The organism is Kurthia sp. ISK08, from assembly GCF_046159805.1.
GTDB lineage: Bacteria > Bacillota > Bacilli > Bacillales_A > Planococcaceae > Kurthia > Kurthia gibsonii.
This window is the reverse complement of sequence record NZ_JBJXHL010000007.1, coordinates 1-24,508: the sequence shown is the minus strand read 5'-3', so window position 1 is coordinate 24,508 and position 24,508 is coordinate 1. Positions and strand designations below refer to the sequence as shown.

Annotated in this window: 24 protein-coding genes; 8 read left to right on the top strand and 16 right to left on the bottom strand. The window is 35.0% G+C overall.

The annotated features are described in order from the left end of the window. Positions 1-3: 3 nt before the first annotated feature. From ACKVQX_RS12280 to rpsF, 4 genes are all read right to left on the bottom strand, one after another. Positions 4-957, bottom strand: coding sequence for a YybS family protein (locus ACKVQX_RS12280; RefSeq protein ID WP_068456909.1), 954 nt, complete (start codon positions 955-957; stop codon positions 4-6). Positions 958-1,119: 162 nt separating this feature from the next. Then, positions 1,120-1,356 carry a 30S ribosomal protein S18 gene (rpsR, locus tag ACKVQX_RS12275; protein ID WP_068456906.1) on the bottom strand — a complete coding sequence of 79 codons (237 nt, stop codon included), beginning with the start codon at positions 1,354-1,356 and terminating at the stop codon, positions 1,120-1,122. Between the two features lie 36 nt (positions 1,357-1,392). Further along, entirely contained in the window at positions 1,393-1,926 is a 534-nt protein-coding gene (gene ssb / locus ACKVQX_RS12270) for a single-stranded DNA-binding protein (RefSeq protein ID WP_068456903.1), read from the bottom strand. Between the two features lie 38 nt (positions 1,927-1,964). Next, positions 1,965-2,255, bottom strand: a complete 291-nt coding sequence (gene rpsF, locus ACKVQX_RS12265) for a 30S ribosomal protein S6 (RefSeq protein WP_068456899.1) — start codon at positions 2,253-2,255, stop codon at positions 1,965-1,967. Positions 2,256-2,413: 158 nt separating this feature from the next. On the opposite strand from rpsF, the gene ACKVQX_RS12260 reads away from it, so the two are divergent. Beyond that, positions 2,414-2,977: a DUF3267 domain-containing protein gene (locus ACKVQX_RS12260; protein ID WP_068456896.1), complete on the top strand. Its 564-nt coding sequence runs from the start codon at positions 2,414-2,416 to the stop codon at positions 2,975-2,977. Between the two features lie 18 nt (positions 2,978-2,995). Here the strand turns inward: ACKVQX_RS12260 and ychF are convergent, their stop codons facing one another. The 12 genes from ychF to rpmH form a co-directional block, all read right to left on the bottom strand. Beyond that, complete coding sequence (gene ychF / locus ACKVQX_RS12255) at positions 2,996-4,096, bottom strand: redox-regulated ATPase YchF (RefSeq protein ID WP_368634449.1); 1,101 nt, start codon at positions 4,094-4,096, stop codon at positions 2,996-2,998. Positions 4,097-4,172: 76 nt separating this feature from the next. Next, positions 4,173-4,379, bottom strand: coding sequence for a DUF951 domain-containing protein (locus tag ACKVQX_RS12250; RefSeq protein ID WP_068456891.1), 207 nt, complete (start codon positions 4,377-4,379; stop codon positions 4,173-4,175). A gap of 2 nt (positions 4,380-4,381) precedes the next feature. Further along, entirely contained in the window at positions 4,382-5,290 is a 909-nt protein-coding gene (locus tag ACKVQX_RS12245) for a mechanosensitive ion channel family protein (protein WP_231726963.1), read from the bottom strand. Positions 5,291-5,440: 150 nt separating this feature from the next. Then, positions 5,441-6,280, bottom strand: a complete 840-nt coding sequence (locus ACKVQX_RS12240) for a ParB/RepB/Spo0J family partition protein (RefSeq protein ID WP_068456888.1) — start codon at positions 6,278-6,280, stop codon at positions 5,441-5,443. Beyond that, complete coding sequence (locus ACKVQX_RS12235) at positions 6,273-7,034, bottom strand: ParA family protein (RefSeq protein ID WP_068456883.1); 762 nt, start codon at positions 7,032-7,034, stop codon at positions 6,273-6,275. The genes ACKVQX_RS12240 and ACKVQX_RS12235 overlap by 8 nt, the downstream gene beginning before the upstream one ends. A gap of 114 nt (positions 7,035-7,148) precedes the next feature. After that, positions 7,149-7,994, bottom strand: coding sequence for a nucleoid occlusion protein (gene noc / locus ACKVQX_RS12230; RefSeq protein WP_068456880.1), 846 nt, complete (start codon positions 7,992-7,994; stop codon positions 7,149-7,151). A 156-nt stretch (positions 7,995-8,150) separates the two neighbouring features. Further along, a complete protein-coding gene (rsmG, locus tag ACKVQX_RS12225) occupies positions 8,151-8,867 on the bottom strand; it encodes a 16S rRNA (guanine(527)-N(7))-methyltransferase RsmG (protein ID WP_068456877.1) in 717 nt (238 codons plus the stop codon). A gap of 31 nt (positions 8,868-8,898) precedes the next feature. After that, on the bottom strand, positions 8,899-10,788 hold the full coding sequence (gene mnmG / locus ACKVQX_RS12220; RefSeq protein WP_068456875.1) for a tRNA uridine-5-carboxymethylaminomethyl(34) synthesis enzyme MnmG: 1,890 nt from the start codon (positions 10,786-10,788) through the stop codon (positions 8,899-8,901). Between the two features lie 32 nt (positions 10,789-10,820). Beyond that, positions 10,821-12,209, bottom strand: a complete 1,389-nt coding sequence (gene mnmE, locus ACKVQX_RS12215) for a tRNA uridine-5-carboxymethylaminomethyl(34) synthesis GTPase MnmE (RefSeq protein WP_068456871.1) — start codon at positions 12,207-12,209, stop codon at positions 10,821-10,823. A 152-nt stretch (positions 12,210-12,361) separates the two neighbouring features. Beyond that, the gene (gene jag / locus ACKVQX_RS12210; RefSeq protein WP_068456868.1) at positions 12,362-13,093 is read right to left on the bottom strand and encodes an RNA-binding cell elongation regulator Jag/EloR; all 732 of its coding nucleotides are present in this window, start codon (positions 13,091-13,093) and stop codon (positions 12,362-12,364) included. 67 nt (positions 13,094-13,160) lie between these two features. Further along, the gene (gene rnpA, locus ACKVQX_RS12205; protein WP_087682065.1) at positions 13,161-13,550 is read right to left on the bottom strand and encodes a ribonuclease P protein component; all 390 of its coding nucleotides are present in this window, start codon (positions 13,548-13,550) and stop codon (positions 13,161-13,163) included. 101 nt (positions 13,551-13,651) lie between these two features. Further along, complete coding sequence (gene rpmH, locus ACKVQX_RS12200) at positions 13,652-13,786, bottom strand: 50S ribosomal protein L34 (protein ID WP_036200974.1); 135 nt, start codon at positions 13,784-13,786, stop codon at positions 13,652-13,654. A 546-nt stretch (positions 13,787-14,332) separates the two neighbouring features. On the opposite strand from rpmH, the gene dnaA reads away from it, so the two are divergent. The 7 genes from dnaA to ACKVQX_RS12165 all read left to right on the top strand — a co-directional run bounded on the left by dnaA (position 14,333) and on the right by ACKVQX_RS12165 (position 24,204). Further along, on the top strand, positions 14,333-15,676 hold the full coding sequence (gene dnaA / locus ACKVQX_RS12195) for a chromosomal replication initiator protein DnaA (protein ID WP_068456863.1): 1,344 nt from the start codon (positions 14,333-14,335) through the stop codon (positions 15,674-15,676). A 168-nt stretch (positions 15,677-15,844) separates the two neighbouring features. Continuing rightward, on the top strand, positions 15,845-16,981 hold the full coding sequence (dnaN, locus tag ACKVQX_RS12190) for a DNA polymerase III subunit beta (protein ID WP_409136371.1): 1,137 nt from the start codon (positions 15,845-15,847) through the stop codon (positions 16,979-16,981). Between the two features lie 138 nt (positions 16,982-17,119). Further along, entirely contained in the window at positions 17,120-17,356 is a 237-nt protein-coding gene (gene yaaA / locus ACKVQX_RS12185; RefSeq protein ID WP_409136396.1) for a S4 domain-containing protein YaaA, read from the top strand. 3 nt (positions 17,357-17,359) lie between these two features. Then, the gene (recF, locus tag ACKVQX_RS12180; RefSeq protein ID WP_325943780.1) at positions 17,360-18,475 is read left to right on the top strand and encodes a DNA replication/repair protein RecF; all 1,116 of its coding nucleotides are present in this window, start codon (positions 17,360-17,362) and stop codon (positions 18,473-18,475) included. A 70-nt stretch (positions 18,476-18,545) separates the two neighbouring features. Then, a complete protein-coding gene (gyrB, locus tag ACKVQX_RS12175; RefSeq protein ID WP_068456851.1) occupies positions 18,546-20,465 on the top strand; it encodes a DNA topoisomerase (ATP-hydrolyzing) subunit B in 1,920 nt (639 codons plus the stop codon). Between the two features lie 28 nt (positions 20,466-20,493). Beyond that, on the top strand, positions 20,494-22,977 hold the full coding sequence (gyrA, locus tag ACKVQX_RS12170; RefSeq protein ID WP_087682067.1) for a DNA gyrase subunit A: 2,484 nt from the start codon (positions 20,494-20,496) through the stop codon (positions 22,975-22,977). A gap of 153 nt (positions 22,978-23,130) precedes the next feature. After that, positions 23,131-24,204 (top strand): HD-GYP domain-containing protein, encoded by a 1,074-nt coding sequence (locus ACKVQX_RS12165; RefSeq protein WP_068456848.1) that lies wholly within the window; start codon positions 23,131-23,133, stop codon positions 24,202-24,204. The last annotated feature ends 304 nt before the right edge of the window (positions 24,205-24,508 follow it).

The window sequence follows — 24,508 nt, the reverse complement described above, 5'->3', positions numbered from 1 at the left end:
CTCCTATTTTGTCTTCTTATCGCCTAGTAATGCGCGAAGTCCAAACCCTAAATCTATTATACCCAGTAACGTGATAAACGAATTCAATGGAATTGCAAAAATTGTTGCAACCCATGCTACTGCTTTTGGCATTTCAGAACGTGCTACCATAAAGTGAATAAATGAAACACCCTGTAAAAAGAATAACATCGACAATAATAAATATGCATTTACATAAACAAGATATAGATATGTACCATCTTCAGGTTTCACAATAAATTGCACTAATAAAATAGCAAAATAAAAGAGTAGTAACATTCTTGGTAGTCTTAAGTCTTTGATTGGTGGAAACTTTGGTACAGGAACACGCAATTTTTTTATAACAGGGAAATTAATTGTGATTAATAACCACGCTAAAATAAATGTCGACAAAAATAACATAGCAGGCATTGTATCTGTGAACATTTTCACAATATTTGCGGCCATTTCATTCGTAAATGTCGATTTAGTATTTGTTAATTTAGCCATTTGCTCTGATAATTCCACATTTTTATACACAGCCGACTTTAACTGCTTTAATGTATCTGTAATTAAATTAATACCTGTAAACTGCATATAAGCAACAATAATTCCAGCCATCGCTACCAACGTAGCTAAACTCGTCGCTAAAAACACTTCTGTTTTACTTCTTTTGTTATGCAATGTATAACCGATTGCGAGACCAATAATAGCAAATAAAGCACTAATCAACATTGCTAATATACCTACAATTAAGAAGTTCACCATTGTACCCGCTACAATGACAAGTAATCCACTTTTCCATGAATAACGATACACGTACAAAATAATCGGTAATGGAATAAACCATGTAAAAATAAGTGAAATGACAGGTAAACTACTTAGCAGTGTTAAAAGTACAAACATTGCGGCCATCATTGCACCTGTTGTTAGCTGCCGAACTTTAGGATCTTGCGTCATTTTTAATCTTCCTTTTTTGTTTCAACATGAATATTTTATCTGTTTATTGTACCATGTTTCCCAATTGCAAACAAAAAAGCAAATGACTACTTTCAAAAGACATATATTAGAAAATCGCATAAAAAAAGACCAGGACAATATGCCCTAGTCTCTCTCAATTACTTATTTATCATCAGTTGTGAATGGAAGTAAAGCCATTACGCGTGAAGTTTTGATAGCAAGTGTTAATTTACGTTGGTATTTCGCACTTGTACCTGTTACACGACGAGGAAGAATTTTTCCTCGTTCAGAGATGAATTTTTTTAGTAAATCAACATCTTTGTAATCGATGTGTTTAATGTTGTTAGCAGTGAAATAGCAAACTTTACGGCGTTTGCGGCCTCCTCTACGTGGTGCCATAGTATATGTCCCCTCCTTGTTTAAATTTGTACACGATTAGAATGGTAAATCGTCATCTGAGATGTCAACTTTACCTTGATCATTTGGCATCGCAAATGGATCTTGTTCTACACGTGTATAGTTTTGTTGATTTGGTGATTGATTTTGCTGATAATTGTTTTGCTGTGGTGCTTGGTTATACGATTGACCGCCACCATACGATGGTTGGTCACCAAATTGTTGGTTCGTTTGTGGAGCACCGCCGCCTGCATTGCGAGGTTCTAAGAACTGTACGCTATCTGCAACAACTTCAGTTGTGTAAACTTTTTTACCATCTTGACCATCATAACTACCTGTTTGGATGCGACCCTCAACACCCGCTAAAGAACCTTTACGAAGGAAATTAGCTGTGTTTTCGGCTTGCTTACGCCAAACGACGATATTAATGAAGTCTGCTTGTCTTTCGCCTTGTTGGTTCGAGAATGTACGGTTTACAGCAAGTGTAAAACGTGCAACTGCTACACCAGATGGCGTATAACGAAGCTCTGGATCTTTTGTAAGTCTTCCAACTAATACAACACGGTTAATCATCAGAAATCAACCTCCTTATCTATTTTATATCGATGTTATTACTTTTCTTCTTCGCGAACAGCGATGTGGCGGATGATATCTTCGTTGATGTTAGCTAAACGAGTATACTCATCGATTGCCGCAGCTGGAGCAGTAACTTTCATGATTTGGTAGAAACCTTCACGGAAGTCATTGATTTCGTAAGCTAAACGACGTTTACCCCAATCTTTTGATTCATTAAGTTCTGCACCGTTTGAAGTTAAGATTGTGTTGAAACGTTCAACTAAAGCTGCTTTCGCTTCTTCTTCGATGTTTGGACGAATAATGTACATTAATTCGTATTTTCTCATTATTAAGCACCTCCTTATGGACTTAGGCCTAGACTCATTGAGTAAAGGCAAGGAGCTAGTATTTAATACTACTCACATCGTTAAATTGTAACATAGGGATATCCATAGTGCAATAACTTCATATCGAATATACTAAGAATAAAAGGAGATGATTTTTCATGGGAAATTTCGAAAAAGTCGGTGAATTTGAATTAAAAATCGAAGAAATCGTTAAACCTATGACACGATGGACAATCATTTTAACGCTATTTGTATTAGTTCTTCAATTTGTAATCCATCAAAATTTCACATTTACAATTATCAATTTTCTAATCGGTACATTAATTGTCATTCTACTTTACATACTCTTTATGTTTTTACATGAAATTTGTCATCTCATTGGTTTTGTACTATTTGGACACGCTCCTTTAAAAAGTTTGAAAATGGGCGTGAACTTACAAATGGGTGTAGCTTATGCTACAACAACAAAATTAATGCCAAATAAAGCGATGCGAAAAGCACTTCTACTACCTTTTTGGGTGACAGGAGTAGTTCCTACTATTTGCGGCATTTATTTTGATTACACACCACTTACATTAGTGGGTGCTTGGCTTATGGTAGGTGCAATTGGTGATTTTTATATGTACAAACAATTAAAACGTATAGATGATGCCTACTATATTCAAGATGATACTGAGCATCCTAAACTACATTTCTATACAAAAAAACTCGAAACCGATTGATTTCGAGTTTTCTTTATTTTATACGTTGAATAAGAATTCCATTACATCGCCGTCTTGTACAACATATTCTTTACCTTCTAAACGTAAACGTCCAGCTTCTTTTGCTGCTGGTTTTGAACCATATTCTACTAAATCATCAAATGATACCGTTTCTGCACGGATAAATCCACGCTCAAAATCAGAGTGAATAACACCAGCACATTGTGGTGCTTTCATACCTTTACGGAATGTCCAAGCACGTACTTCTTGTACACCTGCAGTAAAGTATGTAGCTAAACCTAATAAGCTATATGCTGCTTTAATTAATTGATCTAAACCTGATTCTTCAATCCCTAATTCTTCTAAGAACATTGCTTTTTCTTCATCATCTAATTGTGCAATCTCTTCCTCAATCTTCGCACAAACAACGATTACTTCAGCGCCTTCTTTAGCTGCATATTCACGAACTTGTTTTATATATTCATTTTCTTCTGAATCTGATACTTCATCTTCAGAAACGTTCGCTACATAAAGAGCAGGTTTTAAAGTTAGTAGGCTTAAACCTTTTACAATTTTCTTTTCTTCATCTGTTAGTTCAACAGAGCGAGCTGGCATTTCGTTCGCAAAAGCATCTTTTAGCTTTTCAAGAACTGCTGCTTCTTCCATTGATTCTTTATCTTTTTGTTTCGCTAATTTACTTACTTTTGCGTAGCGTTTATCCACAGATTCTAAATCAGCTAGGATTAATTCTAAGTTAATTACTTCGATGTCGCTGATTGGATCTACTTTACCTGCTACGTGTGTAATATTCTCATCTTCAAAGCAGCGAACTACTTGTGTAATCGCATCTACTTCACGAATATGAGATAAGAATTTATTTCCTAAACCTTCACCTTGGCTAGCGCCTTTTACAATACCCGCGATGTCTGTAAATTCAAAAGAAGTTGGAACTGTTTTCTTTGGTTCAACTAATTCTGTTAATTTATCAAGACGTGCATCAGGTACTTCCACGATTCCTACGTTTGGATCAATTGTTGCGAATGGATAGTTTGCAGCAAGTGCTCCTGCTTTTGTAATTGCATTAAATAATGTTGATTTACCTACGTTTGGTAAACCGACAATACCGGCTGTTAAAGCCATATATGTCACAACCCTTCAGTTTGTTTGTTTTCAAATTTTCAACTCGTCTTATTATAGTGACTTCTATCGTAAAAGTCTAATTGTCTTCTGGATTCGCTTGTACAAGTACTTTTTTCATTTTTTTCTCAAATTCACGACGTGGAATCATCACGCTATGTTGACATCCAACACATTTAATTCGAATGTCTGCACCTAATCGAATAATCTTCCATTCGTTTGTGCCACATGGATGTGCTTTTTTCATTTCAACGATATCGCCTAAATTATACACTTTTGCTTGCACTCTTATTTTTCCTCCTCTTTATTTTTTGTAGTATCTCGTTCATAAACCATCATTTTAGGATATGGAATTTCAATATGATTTTCATCAAAAATTTCTTTAATATCTTTACGTATTAAATTAGCTGTAGCAAAGTGACGCATTGGTAATGTTTCGACTGACATACGTAATGTAATTTCTGCTCCATTCACATTTTGAACACCTAATAAATTAGGTCGTGTCACGACATCTTCATAACGTTCCACTAAACCGTCTAGATATTCTTCAATTAACCGTTCAGCTTTGTTGATATCTGCATTGTATGCCACACTAATATCCACAATTGCAACGGAGTTATTCACAGAGCAGTTAACAACTTCTAAAATGGAGCCATTCGGAATAATATTTATCTCGCCTTCAATTCCACGAATTTTTGTAGTGCGTAATCCAATTTCAATAACTGTTCCCTGTACTCCAGCAACTTTAATGAAGTCCCCAACACCAAATTGATCCTCAAATATAATGAAGAACCCTGTAATAACATCTTTTACTAAACTTTGCGCACCGAATCCAACTGCTAAACCAACAATACCAGCTCCTGCCAATAATCCAGCAACTTTTACTTGCATAACAGATAAAATGGCTAAAATGGCTGTAAAGTACACAACATACGTAATGACGCTTTGAAGTAATTTCAAAATCGTTTCATATCGACGTTCACGCTGCTGCGTCATTTTTGCAGGTGCGTGAATCCGTAAATCAAATGCTTTTTTTATCATATGATTTCCGAGCTTTACTAAAATAATTGAACAAATTGTAATGGCAATAATTTTTAACAATCCTGTTCCTAATGCCACCCACATATCCTCATCTGTTAGCTTATTCATAACCCATTTATATAATTGACTTTTGGCATCTCCATACAAATTAGACAAATAAAATCCCTCACTTTCACTCGTTTGATTATATAAAAATTATGTTATAGATGCGATAAATCACTATGGAGATTTTATAAAATTTTAATTTAAGTCAAACGATTCCTTTAATTGTGCAGAAGATTTTATTGCACTGCTTTTTATATCCTATTACTTTTCAAGTATTTCTAAAATGCGTTCTAAATCGTCTTCTGAGAAAAATTCAATTTCAATTTTCCCTTTTTTCTTTCCTTTTGTGATTACAACACTTGTTCCAAAGACATCACGCAATTGATCTTCACGCTCTTGTAAAAATAAATCCTTTTTAGGTTTTTCTTTCGTTTCACGTGAAACATCTTCATTATATTGTTGAACAAGCGCTTCTAACTGACGAACATTTAATCCTTGTTGAACAACTTTAGCTGCTACTTGTGAAATGAGCTTATTGCGTTTTAAACCTAGTAATGTACGACCATGTCCTGGTGTAATTATTTGTTCTGCTATTAATTGTTGAACATCTTTTGGTAGCGATAGTAAGCGAACTTGATTCGCAATATAGGGACGGCTTTTTCCTAAACGCTGTGCCAATTGTTCTTGTGTAAAATTCAAGTTCTCCATTAAATTTTGATAGGCCTCTGCTTCTTCCAATGCTGTTAAATCTTCACGCTGTAAATTTTCTAAAATAGCTAACTCCATCATTTGTTGTTGATTGAATTCGCGAATAATTGCCGGAATTTCTTTTTGCAAAGCCATTTTAGCAGCTCTAAATCGTCGTTCTCCTACAACTAGTTCATAGCCTTTTCCTTGTTTACGAACAACTACTGGTTGTAAAACCCCATGTTCTTTAATTGATTCTGCTAATTCTTCTAGCGCTTCTTTTTTAAATTCTTTACGTGGTTGATACGGGTTTGGTTTAATATCACGTACTGGAATCTTCTCAACTTTTTCCCCTGCAACTACTTCATCTGTATTAAATAAGGCATTTAATCCTTTTCCTAAACCTTTAGCCAATCTGATTCACTTCCTTTGCTAATTCTAAATAAACGAGCGCACCTTTTGATTTTGCATCATATTCTAAAATAGATTCGCCATGACTTGGTGCTTCACTCAAACGAACATTTCTTGGAATAACTGTTTGATAAACTTGATTACCAAAAAATTGACGCACTTCATCTGCTACTTGTGTGCTTAAGTTTGTTCTTATATCAAACATTGTGAGTAAAACACCAGCAATTTTCAAATCTTGATTCAAATGTTTTTGTACTAATGTAATTGTGGATAATAACTGACTCAAACCTTCTAAAGCATAATATTCACATTGTACTGGAATCATTACTTCATCCGATGCTGTCAGTGCGTTTAACGTTAATAATCCTAAAGATGGTGGACAATCAATTACAATATAATCAAACTGATCCTTTATTTCTTCTAACGCTTTCTTTAAACGCGATTCACGTGAAATAATAGAGACTAATTCAATTTCTGCACCTGCAAGCGCGATTGTCGTCGGTACAATGGATAGATTAGATGTATTGGTTTTATGTATAACTTGATTGATGTGTACATCTCGAACTAATACGTCATAAATAGATTGTTCGATTGTACTTTTATCCACACCTAATCCACTTGTTGCATTTCCTTGTGGATCTAAATCAACAATTAAAACACGTTGTCCTAAACTAGCCAAACCTGCACTCAAATTAATCGTTGTGGTTGTTTTACCAACACCGCCTTTTTGATTAGCCATCGCAATTACACGTACCATATAAATTCCACCATCCCTTAATTGTCTGTATTTTCTATATTCTATCAAATTTTTTTCAGTATAAGTATATGAAAAAGGGAAACAGCTCATATGTCTGCTTCCCTTTTACGCAATTTATTTTTTATTTTTTGGTATCTTTACAGTAATTTGATAATACTCATCATGTTCTTCTTCTTCTGCTTTTACATCAATACCTGTTTTATTAACAAGGGTTAATGATTCACGAATTGTATTTAAAGCAATACGAACATCACGACTAACAGACTTCCTTTTAACACGTGGTTTCTTCACCTTTTCAATTGGCTCTAGAATTTCACGAATCCGCTGTTCTAACTGACGCACATTGTAGTCTTGTTCCTTAATTTCTTCTAATAATTGCAATTGCAATTCTTCATTTTTCAAAGGAACTAATGCACGAGCATGACGCTCAGAGATTTCACGTTTTAAAATAGACTCTTTAATTTGCTCAGGTAATTTTAATAGACGCAATTTATTTGCGACAGTCGATTGGCCCTTACCTAAACGTTGCGCTAACGCTTCCTGTGTTAATTCATGTAGCTCTAGCAACTGTTGAAATGCTTGTGCTTCTTCAATTGCTGTTAGTTCTTCTCGTTGAAGATTTTCGATTAATGCGACAGAAGCAGTCTCTTTATCTGACATCTCTCGAATAATAGCTGGGACTTCCACCCATTGTAATGACTTCATCGCACGATATCGGCGTTCACCTGCAATGATTTCGTAATCACCATTCTCCATTGTTCGTACAACAATTGGTTGAATAATCCCATGTGTATGAATTGTTCGAGCTAATTCTTCAATTTTGGAGTCATCAAAAATTGTACGTGGCTGGAAACGGTTCGGATGAATTTTACTAATTGGTAAGTTTAGCACATTTTCAGCTGACTCTTTCGTTACAGTTTTATCGCCGCCACCAAAAATACGTGATAAAGCACTTTTCAAGTTTAGCACCACCTTTTAACGATTATTTCAAGTATATCCTCATTCCACATCATTGTGATAAGTCGATTTTATGTCTGTTTTGTTGCGCAATACCTCTATTATAGTTTCTTTCTACAAAAAAAGTAAGATGACATATCGTTTCACATGAAACATTCGTTATTTAATAGGAGATTTATTCGGTGTTCCAGGTTTTCTTGGATATTTTTTTGGTGTTGCTTTTACTTTATCAAATACATAAATGGTACGTTCACTTTCCTCAACAGGTAACTCAAAAGCAACATGATGCACTAATTTACCACCTAATATAGTAATCGCTTTTTTAGCATCTTTTAATTCATCATCACCACTTGCAGCTTTCAATGCAAGGAATTTACCGCCTTCTTTAACAAGAGGTAAGCATAGTTCTGATAATACAGATAAACGTGCCACAGCTCTAGCAGTTACAAGCTCAAATTTTTCGCGGTATTGAGGATTTTGACCAAATTCTTCTGCTCTTGCATGTACAAATTCCACATGATCTAAACCAATCTCATCGCTTAAATGATTCAAGAATTGAATACGTTTATTCAAAGAATCCACAATCGTAATGTGTAAATGTGGATAACAAATTTTAATTGGTAAACTTGGGAAACCAGCCCCTGCACCTACATCACATACAGTTGTAACTTTTGTAAAATCAAAATGGAAACTTGCACTAATTGAATCGTAGAAGTGCTTTAGGTAAACAGATGGTTCATCTGTAATCGCTGTAAGATTCATTTTTTCATTCCATTCAACTAAAATTTCAAAGTAGCGACGGAATTGTTGAATTTGTTTTTCTGATAACTCAATACCTTGTTCTTTTAACGCTTGTATAAACTGTTCCTCGTTCATATTGTTCCCCTCTCATCTCGACTAAATTGATTTATGATTGTGCGATTTTAGCAATTTTACCTTGTTCAATATACACTAATAAAATTGAAATATCGGCTGGATTTACGCCTGAAATTCGTGATGCTTGTGCAACAGTTAATGGACGAATCTCTTTTAGCTTTTCACGTGCTTCTGTCGCAATTCCTGAAATGGCATCGTAATCAATTTGCTCTGGAATTTTCTTACCTTCCATTTTCTTAAGTTTTTCAACTTGTTGTAAAGCTTTTTCAATATAACCTTCGTACTTCACTTGAATTTCTACTTGTTCTTTCACATCTTCAGGTAATTCAGGAGCTTCTGTCACTTTAGCAACAAAATCATAATTTAATTCTGGACGTTTTAATAAATCTGTTCCATGAATACCATCTTTTAAAGGACTACTGCCCATTTCAGTTAAAGCTTCATTGACAAGACGTGGTTTTATGCCAAATTCAGCTAGACGATTAATTTCAGCTTTTACTAACTCACGCTTTTCAACAAATTTGTTATAACGCTCTTCAGAAACAAGACCTAATTCAAAAGCTTTTTCTGTTAAACGCATATCTGCATTATCGTGACGTAGTAATAAACGATATTCTGCACGTGATGTTAATAAACGATACGGTTCATTTGTACCTTTTGTAACTAAGTCATCAATTAAAACACCGATATAAGCATCTGCACGACCTAAAATAACTTCTTCTTTACCTAATACGCGCGCTGCTGCATTAATACCAGCCATCATTCCTTGACCTGCTGCTTCTTCATAACCAGAAGTACCATTAATTTGACCAGCTGTGTATAAGTTTTTAATCTTTTTCGTTTCAAGTGTTGGCCACAATTGTGTAGGAACTACTGCATCATACTCAATCGCATAACCTGCACGCATCATTTCAGCTTTTTCTAATCCTGGGATTGTCTCAAGCATTTTACGTTGAATATGTTCAGGTAAACTTGTGGATAAACCTTGTACATAAACTTCTTGTGTATTACGTCCTTCTGGTTCTAAGAACAGTTGGTGACGTGGTTTATCATTAAAACGTACAATTTTCGTTTCAATTGATGGACAATAACGTGGACCTGCACCTGTAATCACACCTGTGAACATTGGTGATGAATCTAAGTTATCATTAATAATTTGATGTGTTTCAGGACTTGTATATGTTAACCAACATGGAATTTGATCCATAATGAATTCAGTTGTTTCAAAACTGAATGCACGTGGCTCTTCATCGCCTGGTTGAATTTCTGTTTTTGAGTAATCGATTGTTTTACTATTTACGCGAGGTGGCGTACCTGTTTTAAAACGAACCATTTCAAACCCTAAATCACGCATATTATCTGCTAATTTAATCGATGGTTGTTGATTATTTGGACCTGATGAATATTTTAAGTCGCCAATAATAATTTCGCCGCGTAAAAATGTACCTGTTGTAATAACAACTGTTTCTGCACGATATACAGCACCAACTTGTGTAATTAATCCTTTAATTTCACCATCTTCAACGATTAACTCGTCTACCATTGCTTGGTGAATTGTTAAATTATCTTGTTCTTCTAATAATTGTTTCATAGCTTGTTGATATAAAACTTTATCTGCTTGCGCACGTAATGCACGTACAGCTGGACCTTTACCAGTATTCAGCATACGCATTTGAATATGAGTTTGGTCGATGACTTTTCCCATCGCGCCTCCCATTGCGTCAATTTCACGAACGACAATTCCTTTTGCCGGTCCACCAACTGATGGATTACATGGCATAAAAGCAATCATATCTAAATTAATTGTTAAAACGAGTGTTTTTGCTCCCATACGTGCTGAAGCATAAGCAGCTTCTACCCCTGCATGACCTGCTCCTACTACGATGACATCAAACGTGCCTGCTTCAAATGTGTTTGGCATGTTCGTACTTCCCTTCTTTTTTAAAAATAAATTTATTTTCCTAAACAGAATTGTGAGAATAACTGATTTAATAAACTTTCTTGCATTGTATCGCCGATAATTTCTCCAAGGATTTCCCATGTACGTGTTACATCAATTTGAATCATATCCACAGGCACATCTGCCTCTGCTGCATTAATCGCATCTGTGATACGATCTAATGCTTGATGCAGTAACGCAATATGACGTGAATTCGATACATACGTAGCATCTCCGGCATCAATTGAACCTTCAAAGAACATCGAAGAAATTGCTTCCTCTAAAGCGTCTACACCTTCTTCATTTAAAATAGATGTTGTAATCACACGACGATCCTTCGCTAAAGTCTTCACTTGATCTAAATCGATATTTTGTTCTAAATCTGTTTTATTTACAACGACAATATAATTCATATCTTGAATTGTTTCGAAAAGACGTAAATCTTCGTCTGTTAATGCTTGATTATAATTTACAACAAATAAAATGAGATCTGCTTCATGTAATACTTGGCGTGAACGTTCTACACCAATACGTTCTACAATATCTTCTGTTTCGCGAATACCTGCTGTATCCACAAGACGAAGTGGCACACCACGAACATTGACATACTCTTCAATGATATCACGAGTTGTTCCGGCAACATCTGTTACAATTGCTTTATTTTCTTGTACTAAACTATTTAAAAGTGATGATTTCCCCACATTTGGACGTCCTAAAATAACTGTGGATAAACCTTCACGTAAAATCTTACCTTGTGAAGAAGTTTGTAATAACTTTTCGATTTCACCTTTTACCCAATTTGATTTTTCAAGCATGAGTGGAATTGTCATTTCTTCCACATCATCATATTCTGGATAATCAATATTTACTTCTACTTGTGCAAGCACTTCAATCAGTGCTTGGCGTAACTGTGTAATCAAACGAGACAATTTTCCGTCCATCTGTCCTAAAGCTACATTCATCGCGCGATCTGTTTTCGCACGAATTAAATCCATTACTGCTTCTGCTTGAGATAAATCAATTCGCCCATTTAAAAATGCGCGTTTTGTAAATTCACCAGGCTCAGCCATGCGTGCACCGTTTCGTAAAATAAGTTGAAGTACACGATTCACAGTAACGAGACCACCATGACAGTTAATCTCAACTACATCTTCACGTGTAAAAGTTTTTGGCCCCTTCATAATTGAAACCATGACTTCTTCCACAACTTGTCCACTATCCACTTCTTTTAAATGACCATAATGAATTGTGTGAGATGGTGCTTCCATCAAACTTTTTCCACTCGGGGAATGAAATACACGATCAGCAATTGCAAATGCTTCTTCACCACTAATGCGTACAATCGCAATCGCCCCTTCTCCTGGTGGCGTAGAAATTGCCGCAATTGTATCAAATTCAAACATCTTTTGAATCCTCCTTGGATCTAATTTTCCGTAATTCACTAATGATATATGTTAACATAAATTCTTTTTTCACTACACTCATATTACTTCAAAAAATAAAGAGTCCTTCTCCGTAAAAACGTGAGAAGGACTCTTTCACAATCCTTTAATACTTATGAGCGAATCGGTTCAATTACTAAATGGCGACGGTTCGCGTCACCTTCTGAAAAAGTATCCACATCCAAACGTCTCGCTAACGAATGATGAATAATTTTTCTTTCACTAGATGGCATTGGTTCTAAATCAATACGTTTACCTGTGGATACAGCTTGATCAGCTAAACGATGTGCCAATTCAATTAATGCCTCTCTACGCTTTTGGCGATAGTTTTCCACATCTAATTCTAAAGTAAGGTAACGCGTTGCATATTTTTGTACAACTAACTGTGCAACTAGTTGAAGTGAGTTCAATGTTTGACCTCGTTTTCCAATTAACAGTGCTGCTTTCTCGCTTGATAATTGAATATGAATTGTTTTCTGCTTTTGTATAACATCCATTTGCAAGTCATGGATATCCATTTGCTTTACGATAGACTCAATATACGTTTTTGCTTCTTCAATTGCACGGGTGTCATCATGCTTTATTTGAACTTCTTCTTTTTCCACAGGGTTATCTACAGTTTGTGGATGAGCTTCATCATTTTCTACTTCTTCAATTTCTGGTTCAACCAATATTAATTTCTCTTTTACATGAACATGTGCATCGCGCGCACCAATGCCTAAAAAACCCTTTTTAGGCTCCTGTAAAATTTCTATTTCTACTTGGTCATGGGTCAAATCAAGTTTTTTCAAAGCATTCGCAACAGCTTCTTCCACTGTTTTCGCGACTTGGATCGATTCTTTCAATTGGGCCCCTCCTGTTGTTCGCAGGATGAAGTAATGTAGAAATCTTTTTAGTGATCGCCCCTGCGAGTCAATTCATTTTCTCTATTTTATCATGCTTATTCTGCTTAACTCTAGTAGTTCTCTTCAAAAATTTAGAGATTTTTAAAACATGTTCTAAACTCTTTTTTACTTCTTCAAAATTCATTGTGGCCGCCGGTTTTCTGGCGATAATGACGTAATCCATATCTTGACGTAACTCAAGATCTAGCTCGTGAAAGCTTTGTCGGATATAACGTTTAATTTGGTTTCGTGTTACGGCATTCCCTAACTTCTTACTCACAGATAAACCGATACGAAACTGTTCTTGCTCTTCTTTTGCTAAACCGTAAACAACAAATTGACGATTCGCAAAAGATTTACCTCTTCGAAATACTTTTTGAAAGTCATGTTCTGACTTCACTCTACGACTTTTTTTCATCGTTCACCTGCTCAACAATTATTGAATAGAGGTGTCCGTGCCAAAAATTGACACGAACCTCTCAAAAGAAAAAGACCACTGATGTTGGTCAGTGGACTTGCTTATGCTGATAATACTTTTCTACCTTTACGACGACGAGCTGCTAATACGCGACGACCGTTTTTAGAACTCATACGAGCACGGAAACCATGCACTTTGCTATGTTTACGTTTTTTTGGTTGGTATGTGCGTTTCATTGTGTAATACACCTCCTGTTGAAAGTCTAAAGTCCATTTATAAATGCTACAGACAGTCTTGCACATTATAGCGTTTTTATAAATAGTTTGTCAATACGGATCCCAAAAAGTCTGCTTCAAAAATACCCTGATTTTCATTACTGAATAACAAATGAAATTTATCCACAAATCTCATTTTGGTTATACAGAAGGCTTGTGACTAAAAATTTTCAGATATTTTTTATCCACAGGCATTATCTACAAGTTTTTCACAAATTAATACCCTGTGGATAAGGTTATTCGAACAATAAATTCTTTCTGTGGATAAGTGTTTTAAATACTTATATATCAATCATTATAGGACTTCCATTTTGTTGAAATGTTTGTATACAATTTTTCTCTTAATTCTATTTATCCACAATTTCCCACACTCTGTGGATAAAGTTATTTGCAACCTCTTAACAACACTTATCCACAGGTTGTTGCTATTGTGTATAATTCTATTTTCATGTATATTAAACATTGCGCTTTTATTTACATAAAAATTAATTGAAAGGAGAGACGATTTTGAACCAAGAAGAACTAAAACATTTTTGGAGTCAGGTGTTACATGAGGCCAAAAAAATCATATCGAAACCAAGCTTTGATACTTGGCTTAAATCAACTGAATTAATTGCATATGAAGATGATCAACTCGTTGTTTCAGCTGAAAACTCATTTTCGAAAGAATGGTTAGCTAAAAATTATGTAACTACAATTCAAGGGATTGTTAAAAAATTAACGGGTTCGTCATTGGATATTCATTTTACTGAAGTAGCAGATGATGATTTTCAACCATCAACTAAACGTAAGAAAAAAGAGTTACCTGTCGTTGCAAATGATCACTCTCCAGCAATGTTAAATACAAAAAATACATTTGATACATTTGTAATCGGACCAGGAAATCGCTTTGCACACGCTGCATCATTAGCTGTAGCTGAAGCACCGGCAAAAGCTTATAACCCTTTGTTTTTACATGGAGGGGTAGGTTTAGGAAAAACGCATTTAATGCATGCAATTGGTCATTATGTGCTAGAACATGATCCAAATGCGAAAGTAGTTTATTTATCTTCGGAGAAATTCACAAATGAATTTATTAATTCAATTCGTGATAATAATACGGAGGCCTTTCGTAATAAATACCGAAAAGTAGATGTGTTATTAATTGATGATATCCAGTTTTTAGCTGGAAAAGAATCTACTCAAGAAGAGTTCTTCCATACATTTAATACCCTACATGAAGAGTCTAAACAAATTATTATTTCAAGTGACCGCCAACCGAAAGAAATTCCAACATTAGAAGATCGTTTACGTTCTCGTTTTGAATGGGGATTGATTATCGATATTGGGCCACCTGATTTAGAAACACGTATTGCCATATTAAGAAAAAAAGCTGATGCAGATGGTTTACAAATTTCAGATGATGTAATGAGTTATATTGCAAGTCAAATTGATTCGAACATTCGAGAGTTAGAGGGTGCTTTAACACGAGTTGTTGCTTATTCAAACTTACTAAATCAACCTTTAACAGCTGAATTAGCTGCTGAAGCTTTAAAAAGCATTATGCCTTCAACAACTCCAAAAATTTTATCCATTTTGGATATTCAAAAGACTGTTGGGGAACACTATGGTATTAAACTTGAAGATTTTTCTGCTAAAAAGAGAACAAAATCAATTGCTTTTCCTCGTCAAGTAGCTATGTATTTATCACGAGAAATGACAGACTCCTCACTACCAAAAATAGGTGAAGAATTTGGTGGGCGTGATCATACAACTGTAATTCACGCACATGAAAAAATTACATCCTTATTAAAAACAGACGCAATTTTACAAGATGATATTAAACAGATTAAAACCAAGTTAAGTAATTAGCTTGTGGATAAATTAGATTTTTAACCACACACTTATACACAGTCTATCTACAAGCAGATAGACTGATTTTATTCGTACGAGGTGGGTTATCCACAGAATCCACACCCCCTATTACTTAAACTATTAAAAATAATATTAATTAATAATATATAAAGAGAGGTTATTTACATGAAATTCAACATAGTAAGAGATCAATTATTAAATGCACTAAATGATGTAATGAAAGCTGTAAGTTCAAAAACAACGATTCCAATTTTAACAGGTATTAAAATCGATGTATCTACAGAAGGTATTCGTTTAACAGGTAGTGATGCAGATATTACAATTCAAACATTTATTCCAACTGAAAAAGACGGTCAACAATTAATTCAAATTGATGAAACAGGTTCAATTGTTTTACAAGCTCGTATGTTTAACGAAATTATTCGTAAATTACCAACAAATGAAGTTGAAATTGAAGTAACTGAAAATTATCAAACGCGTATTCGTTCTGGTAAATCAGATTTCCACTTAATCGGATTAGAACCAAATGAATATCCAATGCTTCCAGAAGTAAGTGAAGAAAATCAAATTTCAATTCCTGGGGATTTATTAAAATCGATTATTCGTGAAACAGTATTTGCAGTTTCAACAAGTGAATCGCGTCCTGTATTAACAGGAGTAAATTGGAAAGTTACAGAAGAAGGGCTTATTTGCGTTGCAACAGACAGCCATCGTTTAGCACGTAGAATTGTCACGCTGGATAACTTACCAAAAGATGTGGAAAGTGTTGTTATCCCAGGGAAGAGTTTAACTGAATTAAGCAAAATTCTTTCAGATTCATCTACATCTGTGAATATCTATATGACAAATCAACAAGTCCTATTCAAAACTGAAGATGTTCTTTTCTTCTCACGTTTATTAGAGGGGAATTATCCTGATACAAATCGCTTAATCCCAGAAACATATCAAACTACTGTACAAATTAACGGTAAAGAATTATTACAAGCAATCGATCGTGCATCACTTTTAGCACGTGAAGAACGCAATAATGTTGTTCGTTTTTCAACTTTAGATCAAAGCCAAATCGAAATTTCTTCAAATTCACCTGAGATTGGTAAAGTTGAAGAAGAAATTCAAGTACAAGAATTAACGGGTGATGAATTGCGTATTTCATTTAGTGCGAAATATATGATGGATGCTCTAAAATCAATCGATGGTCAAGATGTAATCATTCAATTCACTGGTGCGATGCGTCCGTTTATCATTCGTTCAATTCATGACGACTCGATTCTACAGCTGATTTTACCTGTGCGTACGTATTAATATTTTAAAATAGCAACAGTGTGAATTATTTCCCAAGCGAATTTAGTACCAGGTGCTAAATTCGCTTTTTTAATACCTATTTTTACTTATTGCTCAAAATTCGGTATAATAGAAAGATAAAGAATCGTTATGAAAAGGATGAAAACTGTGAACGAAATCGTAATAGACACTGAATATGTAACATTAGGTCAATTTTTAAAAATGGTCGATATTATTAGTTCTGGAGGCCAAGCAAAATGGTACCTTGCTGAGAATGATGTATTTGTGAATGATGAGTTAGAAGATCGCCGAGGAAGAAAATTAAGACACGAAGATATTGTGGAGTTACCTGAGGTAGGGAAATTTATTGTGAAAGATGCATTTCTTGAGGAATAATGCATGTATATTGAACGCTTAAAATTACATGATTACCGAAATTACAATTCTTTTGAATTAAATTTTTCTAAAACGATTAATATCTTTATCGGTGAAAATGCACAAGGTAAAACGAATGTCATGGAAGCAATCTATGTTTTAGCGATGGCAAAATCACATCGAACATCGAATGATAAAGAATTAATCCAGTGGGGCGCTGAGTATGGTAAAATAGAGGGAGACATTCAAAAACGATATGGAAAACTTCCTCTAGAACTTACAATCTCCAAAAAAGGTAAAAAAGCGAAAGCAAATCACCTCAATCAAAGTAAATTAAGCGAATATATTGGACAAATGAATGTAGTCATGTTTGCTCCTGAAGATTTAAATGTCGTCAAAGGAAGTCCACAGTTGCGCAGGCGTTTTTTAGATATGGAGATTGGTCAGATTTCGCCGACTTACTTACATGATTTATCTAGTTTTCAAAAAATATTAAAACAACGTAATCACATTTTGAAAAAAAATCAGGGAAAACGAAATTTAGATGATTTAAGTTTTGATATTTTCACTGAACAATATGTTGCCGCTGCAGTGAAGGTTATTCGTAAACGTTTTGAATTCATGGAATTATTACAAGAGTGGGCTGCGCCTATTCATTTTGGAATCTCAAGGGAAAAAGAAAAGTTAGAAATTCACTATAAAGCTGTAAGTGGATTAGAAGCTTCTTGGGATTCGACAACTATGGAAGAACATCTATTAGCTAAATTAAAAGAACAAAAAAATCGAGAGCTTGAGCGTGGTGTTACATTACTTGGTCCGCACCGTGATGATTTACAATTTACGGTAAATGATTATGATGTACAAGTATATGGTTCACAAGGTCAACAACGTACAACAGCGCTTTCTTTAAAGTTAGCTGAGATTGAATTAATTAAACAAGAAGTGGGAGAAGCGCCGATTTTATTATTGGATGATGTTTTATCTGAATTAGATGATTATCGCCAATCCCATTTATTAAACACAATACATGGCGATGTACAAACATTTGTTACAACAACGAGTGTAGATGGCATTGACCACAATACAATACGTGAAGCAAAATTGTTTCACGTGAAACAAGGTTCTGTAGATTCTGAGTAACAGTATTTACAGAACCTTATCAAATCAAAAGACATCTAAATGTTATATGAAAGAGTAGGTGGAACAAGTTATGACGTTAGAAGAGAAAAATCCAGCTTCATATGATGCCGAGCAGATTCAGGTTTTAGAAGGATTGGAAGCTGTTCGTAAAAGACCAGGTATGTACATTGGATCTACCAGTTCTAAAGGTCTTCATCATTTAGTGTGGGAAATTGTGGATAACAGTATTGACGAAGCTTTAGCAGGTTACTGTGACACGATTACTGTTGCAATTGAAAAAGATAATTGGATACGCGTAGAGGATAATGGTCGTGGTATTCCAGTTGATATACAAGAAAAAGTTGGTAAGCCAGCTGTAGAAGTTATTATGACAGTACTACATGCAGGTGGTAAATTTGGCGGTGGCGGTTATAAAGTTTCGGGCGGTTTACACGGTGTAGGTGCTTCAGTAGTAAATGCACTATCTGTCGAAACAAGCGTACAAGTTCATCGTGATGAAAAAATCCATGAAATCATCTTTGAACGTGGTCAAGTTGTACAAGAGCTAAAAGTGATTGGTGAGACAAATCATAATGGTACAACAACGCGTTTTAAAGCAGACCCAGAAATTTTCAAAGAAACAACTGTATATGAATATGATATTTTAGCGCATCGTATTCGAGAATTAGCATACTTAAATCGTGGTATTACGATGATTATTATTGATGAACGACCAGATAGCGAACGTCGTGATGAGTTCCACTACGAAGGCGGTATCAAATCATATGTAGAACATATCAATGAGAACAAAGATCCACTTCACCCAGCGATTGATTTGAAAGGTGAAAAGGACGGCATTTCTGTAGAGATTGCAATGCAATATAATGATGGCTTTGCATCCAATATTTTCTCTTTTGCTAATAATATCAATACGTATGAGGGTGGAACACATGAATCAGGTTTTAAAACTGCCTTAACACGTGTGATTAATGATTATGGACGTAAAAATAATCTAATAAAAGAAAATGATGCGAACCTTACAGGTGAAGATGTACGAGAAGGGTTAGTTGCGATTGTTTCAATTAAACATCCTGATCCACAATTTGAAGGTCAAACAAAAACAAAATTAGGTAACTCGGAAGTTAGTACGATTACGAATTCATTATTCTCAGAACGCTTCGAACGTTTTTTATTAGAAAATCCAAATGTAGCACGTACAATTATCGACAAAGGTTTAATTGCCTCTCGTGCGCGCGTAGCTGCTAAAAAAGCACGTGAAATGACACGTCGTAAATCAGCTTTAGAATTTTCAAGCCTTCCTGGTAAGCTTGCTGATTGTTCATCTCGTAATCCAGCTGACTGTGAGATTTATATTGTAGAGGGTGACTCTGCAGGTGGGTCTGCAAAATCTGGACGTGATCGTCATTTCCAAGCAATTTTACCGCTGAAAGGTAAAATTTTAAACGTTGAAAAAGCACGTTTAGATCGTATCTTATCAAACGAGGAAATTCGTGCGATGATTACAGCCATCGGTACAGGTATTGGTGAAGAATTTAATTTAGAAAAAGCGCGTTATCATAAAATCGTTATTATGACAGATGCCGATGTTGATGGTGCGCATATCCGTACATTACTATTAACATTCTTCTTCCGTTTCATGCGCCCATTGATTGAAGCAGGTTATGTGTATATCGCACAACCACCACTTTATCAAGTGAAACAAGGTAAGCATTTAGAATACTGTTATAGCGATGCTGAATTACAAGAAATTTTAAATCGTTTACCAAGTCAACCAAAACCAATGACACAACGTTATAAAGGTCTTGGTGAGATGAATGCAGAGCAACTGTGGGATACAACCATGGATCCAGAACATCGTGTATTATTACAAGTTGAATTAGATGATACAATTGAAGCAGATCAAGCATTTGAACAATTAATGGGTGATGATGTAGAACCACGTCGTCAATTTATTAATGAGAATGCAGTATATGCAGATTTAGATATTTAAGTAAGGTTTTTGAAAGGAGGTTTACGTTTTGTCTGAAGAAAATCACTCCGGCGTAAAAGGAGTCAATATTACTAAAACAGTTAAAACAGCATTTTTAGATTATGCTATGAGCGTAATCGTTTCACGTGCATTACCAGATGTGCGTGATGGATTGAAGCCAGTTCAAAGACGTATTTTATATGGAATGCAAGAGCTAGGTAGTACATCGGATAAACCATATAAAAAATCTGCACGTATTGTTGGGGATGTTATGGGTAAGTATCACCCACACGGTGACTCATCTATTTATGAAGCAATGGTACGTATGGCACAGGATTTCAGTTACCGTTACATGCTTGTAGATGGGCATGGTAACTTTGGTTCAATTGATGGTGACGGTGCCGCAGCGATGCGTTATACAGAATCGCGTATGTCAAAAATCGCAATGGAGATGTTGCGTGACATTAATAAAAATACAATTGATTATAAAGATAACTACGATGGGAATGAACGTGAACCGGTTGTATTACCAGCGCGTTATCCTAATTTACTTGTGAATGGAACATCAGGTATTGCTGTAGGTATGGCGACAAATATCCCTCCTCACCAACTTGGTGAAGTGATTGATGGCGTTTTAGCAGTATCTGAAAATCCTGCAATTACGACAGAAGAATTAATGGAGATCATTCCAGGACCAGACTTCCCTACAGGTGGTCTTATTCTTGGGCGTAGTGGAATTCGTCGTGCTTATGAAACAGGACGCGGATCAATTGTTGTCCGTTCAAAAGTTGAAATTGAACAAAAAACAAGTGGTAAAGAAGTAATCATTGTGAATGAACTTCCTTACCAAGTAAATAAAGCGCGATTAATTGAGAAAATTGCTGAATTAGTTCGTGATAAAAAAATTGATGGCATTACGAATATTCGAGATGAATCGGATCGTAATGGTATGCGTATTGTGATCGATGTACGTAGAGATGCAAATGCAAATGTTGTTTTGAATAATTTATATAAACAAACAGCGATGCAATCGAGCTTTGGTATTAATATGCTAGCTTTAGTAAATGGACAGCCTCAAACATTAAGTTTAAAAGAAGCACTTTATCATTATCTAGAGCATCAAAAAGAGGTAATTCGTCGTCGTACAGAATTTGAATTGAAGAAAGCTGAAGATCGCGCACATATCCTAGAAGGACTTCGTATTGCGCTAGACCATATCGATGCAATCATTCAATTAATTCGTAGTTCACAAACAGCAGATGAAGCGAAGCGAGCGCTAGGTGAGCAATATTCATTAAGTGAAAGACAAGCACAAGCAATTCTTGATATGCGTTTACAACGTTTAACAGGTTTAGAACGCGATAAAATCGAAGAAGAATACAATGGTTTGTTAGCTCTAATCGCGGAATTAAAAGAAATTTTAGCAAATGAAGGAAAAATCATTGCGATTATTCATGAAGAATTAACAGAAGTAAAAGAACGCTTCAATGATGCACGTCGTACAGAAATTATTGCTGGTGGCGCGAATATGATTGAAGATGAAGATTTAATTCCAAGAGAAAATTCAGTATTAACACTTACACACAATGGTTATATTAAACGTTTACCAGCTAATACATACCGCAGCCAACGACGCGGTGGACGCGGTGTTCAAGGTATGGGAACGAATGAAGATGATTTTGTAGAACATTTAATGTATGCTTCAACGCATGATACAATTCTATTCTTCACTTCAAAAGGTAAAACGTTTAAAGCGAAGGGATACGAAATCCCTGAGTTTGGACGTACAGCAAAAGGTTTACCGATTGTGAATCTGTTAAATGTGGATAAAGATGAAAAAGTAACAGCGATGATTCGCGTTCCTTCATATGAAGAAGATGCTTACTTTATTTTCACAACGAAAACAGGTGTAACGAAGCGTACATCATTATCAAACTTTGCAAACATTCGTACTAACGGTTTGATTGCTATTTCTTTACGTGAAGATGATGAATTAATCTCAGTGCGTTTAACAGACGGTACAAAAGAAATTATTATCGGAACACATCAAGGGATGTTAGTTCGTTTTAAAGAACAAGATATTCGTGCGATGGGACGAAATGCAGCTGGTGTTCGTGGTATTCGTTTACGTGACGATGACTATGTAGTCGGCATGGAAATCTTAGAAGAAGGTCAAGAGATTCTTGTTGTTACAGAAAAAGGTTATGGAAAACGTACTTCAGAAGAAGAATATCGTTTACAAACTCGCGGTGGCGTTGGAATTAAAACATGTCAAATTACAGATAAAAATGGTCCGGTAGTGGCAGTTAAAGCAGTTACAGGTGAAGAAGATATTATGCTGATCACAATTAACGGTATGTTAATTCGTATGGATGTAAATGATATTTCTCAAATTGGACGTAGTACACAAGGTGTTCGTTTAATTCGTTTAGCCGATGAAGAATTTGTTGCGACTGTTGCGAAAGTAGAAAAAGAAGATCCATCTGAAGAAGAATCCGAAATTGTTGAAGAAGAATCTACAGAAGAAGAATAGTTGTTAGACTTAGAAGAAATCACGTTAATATGCGTGATTTCTTCTTTTTATATTGGAACACATAAAAATTAGGTGTATATTTAATGAAAGTAGACTATTTAGTGGAAAATATGTGAATTGATTTTTTATAAAATAGAATGAGGAGGCAGTGAGTTGGATACAGTAAAAATTAATTTAGATGAAATAAAATTAGGTAGTGTATTAGCAGAAGATATTTTAGCGAACACACAGTATCCAATCGCATATAAGGATACAAGAGTAGACCGTGACATGTTGATGGTCTTTCAAGCGTTCAATATATCGATGATTCCAATATCAAAACAATCAATTGAATCTAAAAAAGAAGTAGTATATACAAAAGAAATTTTTAAAACAGATGAGCAGAACTTTGAGAAAAAACTTAAAACAAGTGTGCAAAAATTTAAATCTGAATTTTCTAACTGGGAAGCAGGCTCTAAAGTAGATATCGTTAAAGCACGAGATATTGTCATGCCGCTAATTGATGAGATGATTACAGATCGCACAAAAATCTTCACATTGAATGATTATGCGGATTCTAGAGAATATATTTACCATCATTCAGTAGCAGTAGCTTTAGTAGCAGCTGTTATTGCGAATAAGATGAAATATAACAAAGGCGATGTTCTACAAATTGCAACAGCTGCCTTGTTAGCTGATTGTGGTATGGCGAAGATTAGTAAGAGAATTCGAATGAAACCGGGTGCTTTAAATGAATTTGAATTTAAAGAAATCATGAATCATCCACTTCATAGTCTGAAGATGGTAAAAGATATACCGATTTTAAAACAAGAAATGAAGCTCGCAATTTTTCAACATCATGAAAAATTAGACGGAAGTGGTTATCCTAATCGAGTCAAAGGTGATTCAATTACACAGGTAGCTCATATTATTGCAATCGCAGATGTATTTCATGCAATGACTAGCGAACGTTTATACAAACCTAAAGAGTCTGTGTTTAAAGTAGTAGAAGTCATTAGAGAATCAGCATTTGGTAAGTATCGTATAGATGTCGTTCAGGCCTTATTGGCGTCAGTAGCAGATTTACCTTTAGGTACAGTAGTGGAACTGTCTAATGGATTAATCGGAACGATTGTTTATACAAATAATAATTTAATTACACGACCTACTGTTAAAATTGAACATAGCGGCGAGATTATTGATTTGAGTTTAAAAAGAAACATATTTATTCACCGAGTTCATATATAGAAGAAACACTTTGGAAATACACCACAGACAGTAAGTCTAAGGTGTATTTTTAAAATCTAAAGTTAATTTCATAAAAAAACTTGCACTTTATAAAAAAGTATTATATTATATAAAAGTTGCTGTTGGAAAACAGTTATAAAAATATTTTAAAAAAGCAATTGACTTCAATGAATTATTGTTATATAATTAAGAAGTTGTCCAGTTAAGAAATACTAACTGACACAAAAAACTTTTTTAAAAAGTTGTTGACTTCTAAGAAGTTATCGTGATATAATGATTAAGTCGTTAAGATGACGACGAAACA

Bases quoted from the DNA above. Each gene is read 5' to 3' on its own strand.
- ACKVQX_RS12280 (WP_068456909.1), bottom strand. From the start codon at position 957: ATGACGCAAGATCCTAAAGTTCGGCAGCTAACAACAGGTGCAATGATG.
- rpsR (WP_068456906.1), bottom strand. From the start codon at position 1,356: ATGGCACCACGTAGAGGAGGCCGCAAACGCCGTAAAGTTTGCTATTTC.
- ssb (WP_068456903.1), bottom strand. From the start codon at position 1,926: ATGATTAACCGTGTTGTATTAGTTGGAAGACTTACAAAAGATCCAGAG.
- rpsF (WP_068456899.1), bottom strand. From the start codon at position 2,255: ATGAGAAAATACGAATTAATGTACATTATTCGTCCAAACATCGAAGAA.
- ACKVQX_RS12260 (WP_068456896.1), top strand. From the start codon at position 2,414: ATGGGAAATTTCGAAAAAGTCGGTGAATTTGAATTAAAAATCGAAGAA.
- ychF (WP_368634449.1), bottom strand. From the start codon at position 4,096: ATGGCTTTAACAGCCGGTATTGTCGGTTTACCAAACGTAGGTAAATCA.
- ACKVQX_RS12235 (WP_068456883.1), bottom strand. From the start codon at position 7,034: ATGGTACGTGTAATTGCGATGGCTAATCAAAAAGGCGGTGTTGGTAAA.
- rsmG (WP_068456877.1), bottom strand. From the start codon at position 8,867: ATGAACGAGGAACAGTTTATACAAGCGTTAAAAGAACAAGGTATTGAG.
- mnmG (WP_068456875.1), bottom strand. From the start codon at position 10,788: ATGCCAAACACATTTGAAGCAGGCACGTTTGATGTCATCGTAGTAGGA.
- mnmE (WP_068456871.1), bottom strand. From the start codon at position 12,209: ATGTTTGAATTTGATACAATTGCGGCAATTTCTACGCCACCAGGAGAA.
- rnpA (WP_087682065.1), bottom strand. From the start codon at position 13,550: ATGAAAAAAAGTCGTAGAGTGAAGTCAGAACATGACTTTCAAAAAGTA.
- rpmH (WP_036200974.1), bottom strand. From the start codon at position 13,786: ATGAAACGCACATACCAACCAAAAAAACGTAAACATAGCAAAGTGCAT.
- dnaN (WP_409136371.1), top strand. From the start codon at position 15,845: ATGAAATTCAACATAGTAAGAGATCAATTATTAAATGCACTAAATGAT.
- yaaA (WP_409136396.1), top strand. From the start codon at position 17,120: ATGAAAACTGTGAACGAAATCGTAATAGACACTGAATATGTAACATTA.
- recF (WP_325943780.1), top strand. From the start codon at position 17,360: ATGTATATTGAACGCTTAAAATTACATGATTACCGAAATTACAATTCT.
- gyrB (WP_068456851.1), top strand. From the start codon at position 18,546: ATGACGTTAGAAGAGAAAAATCCAGCTTCATATGATGCCGAGCAGATT.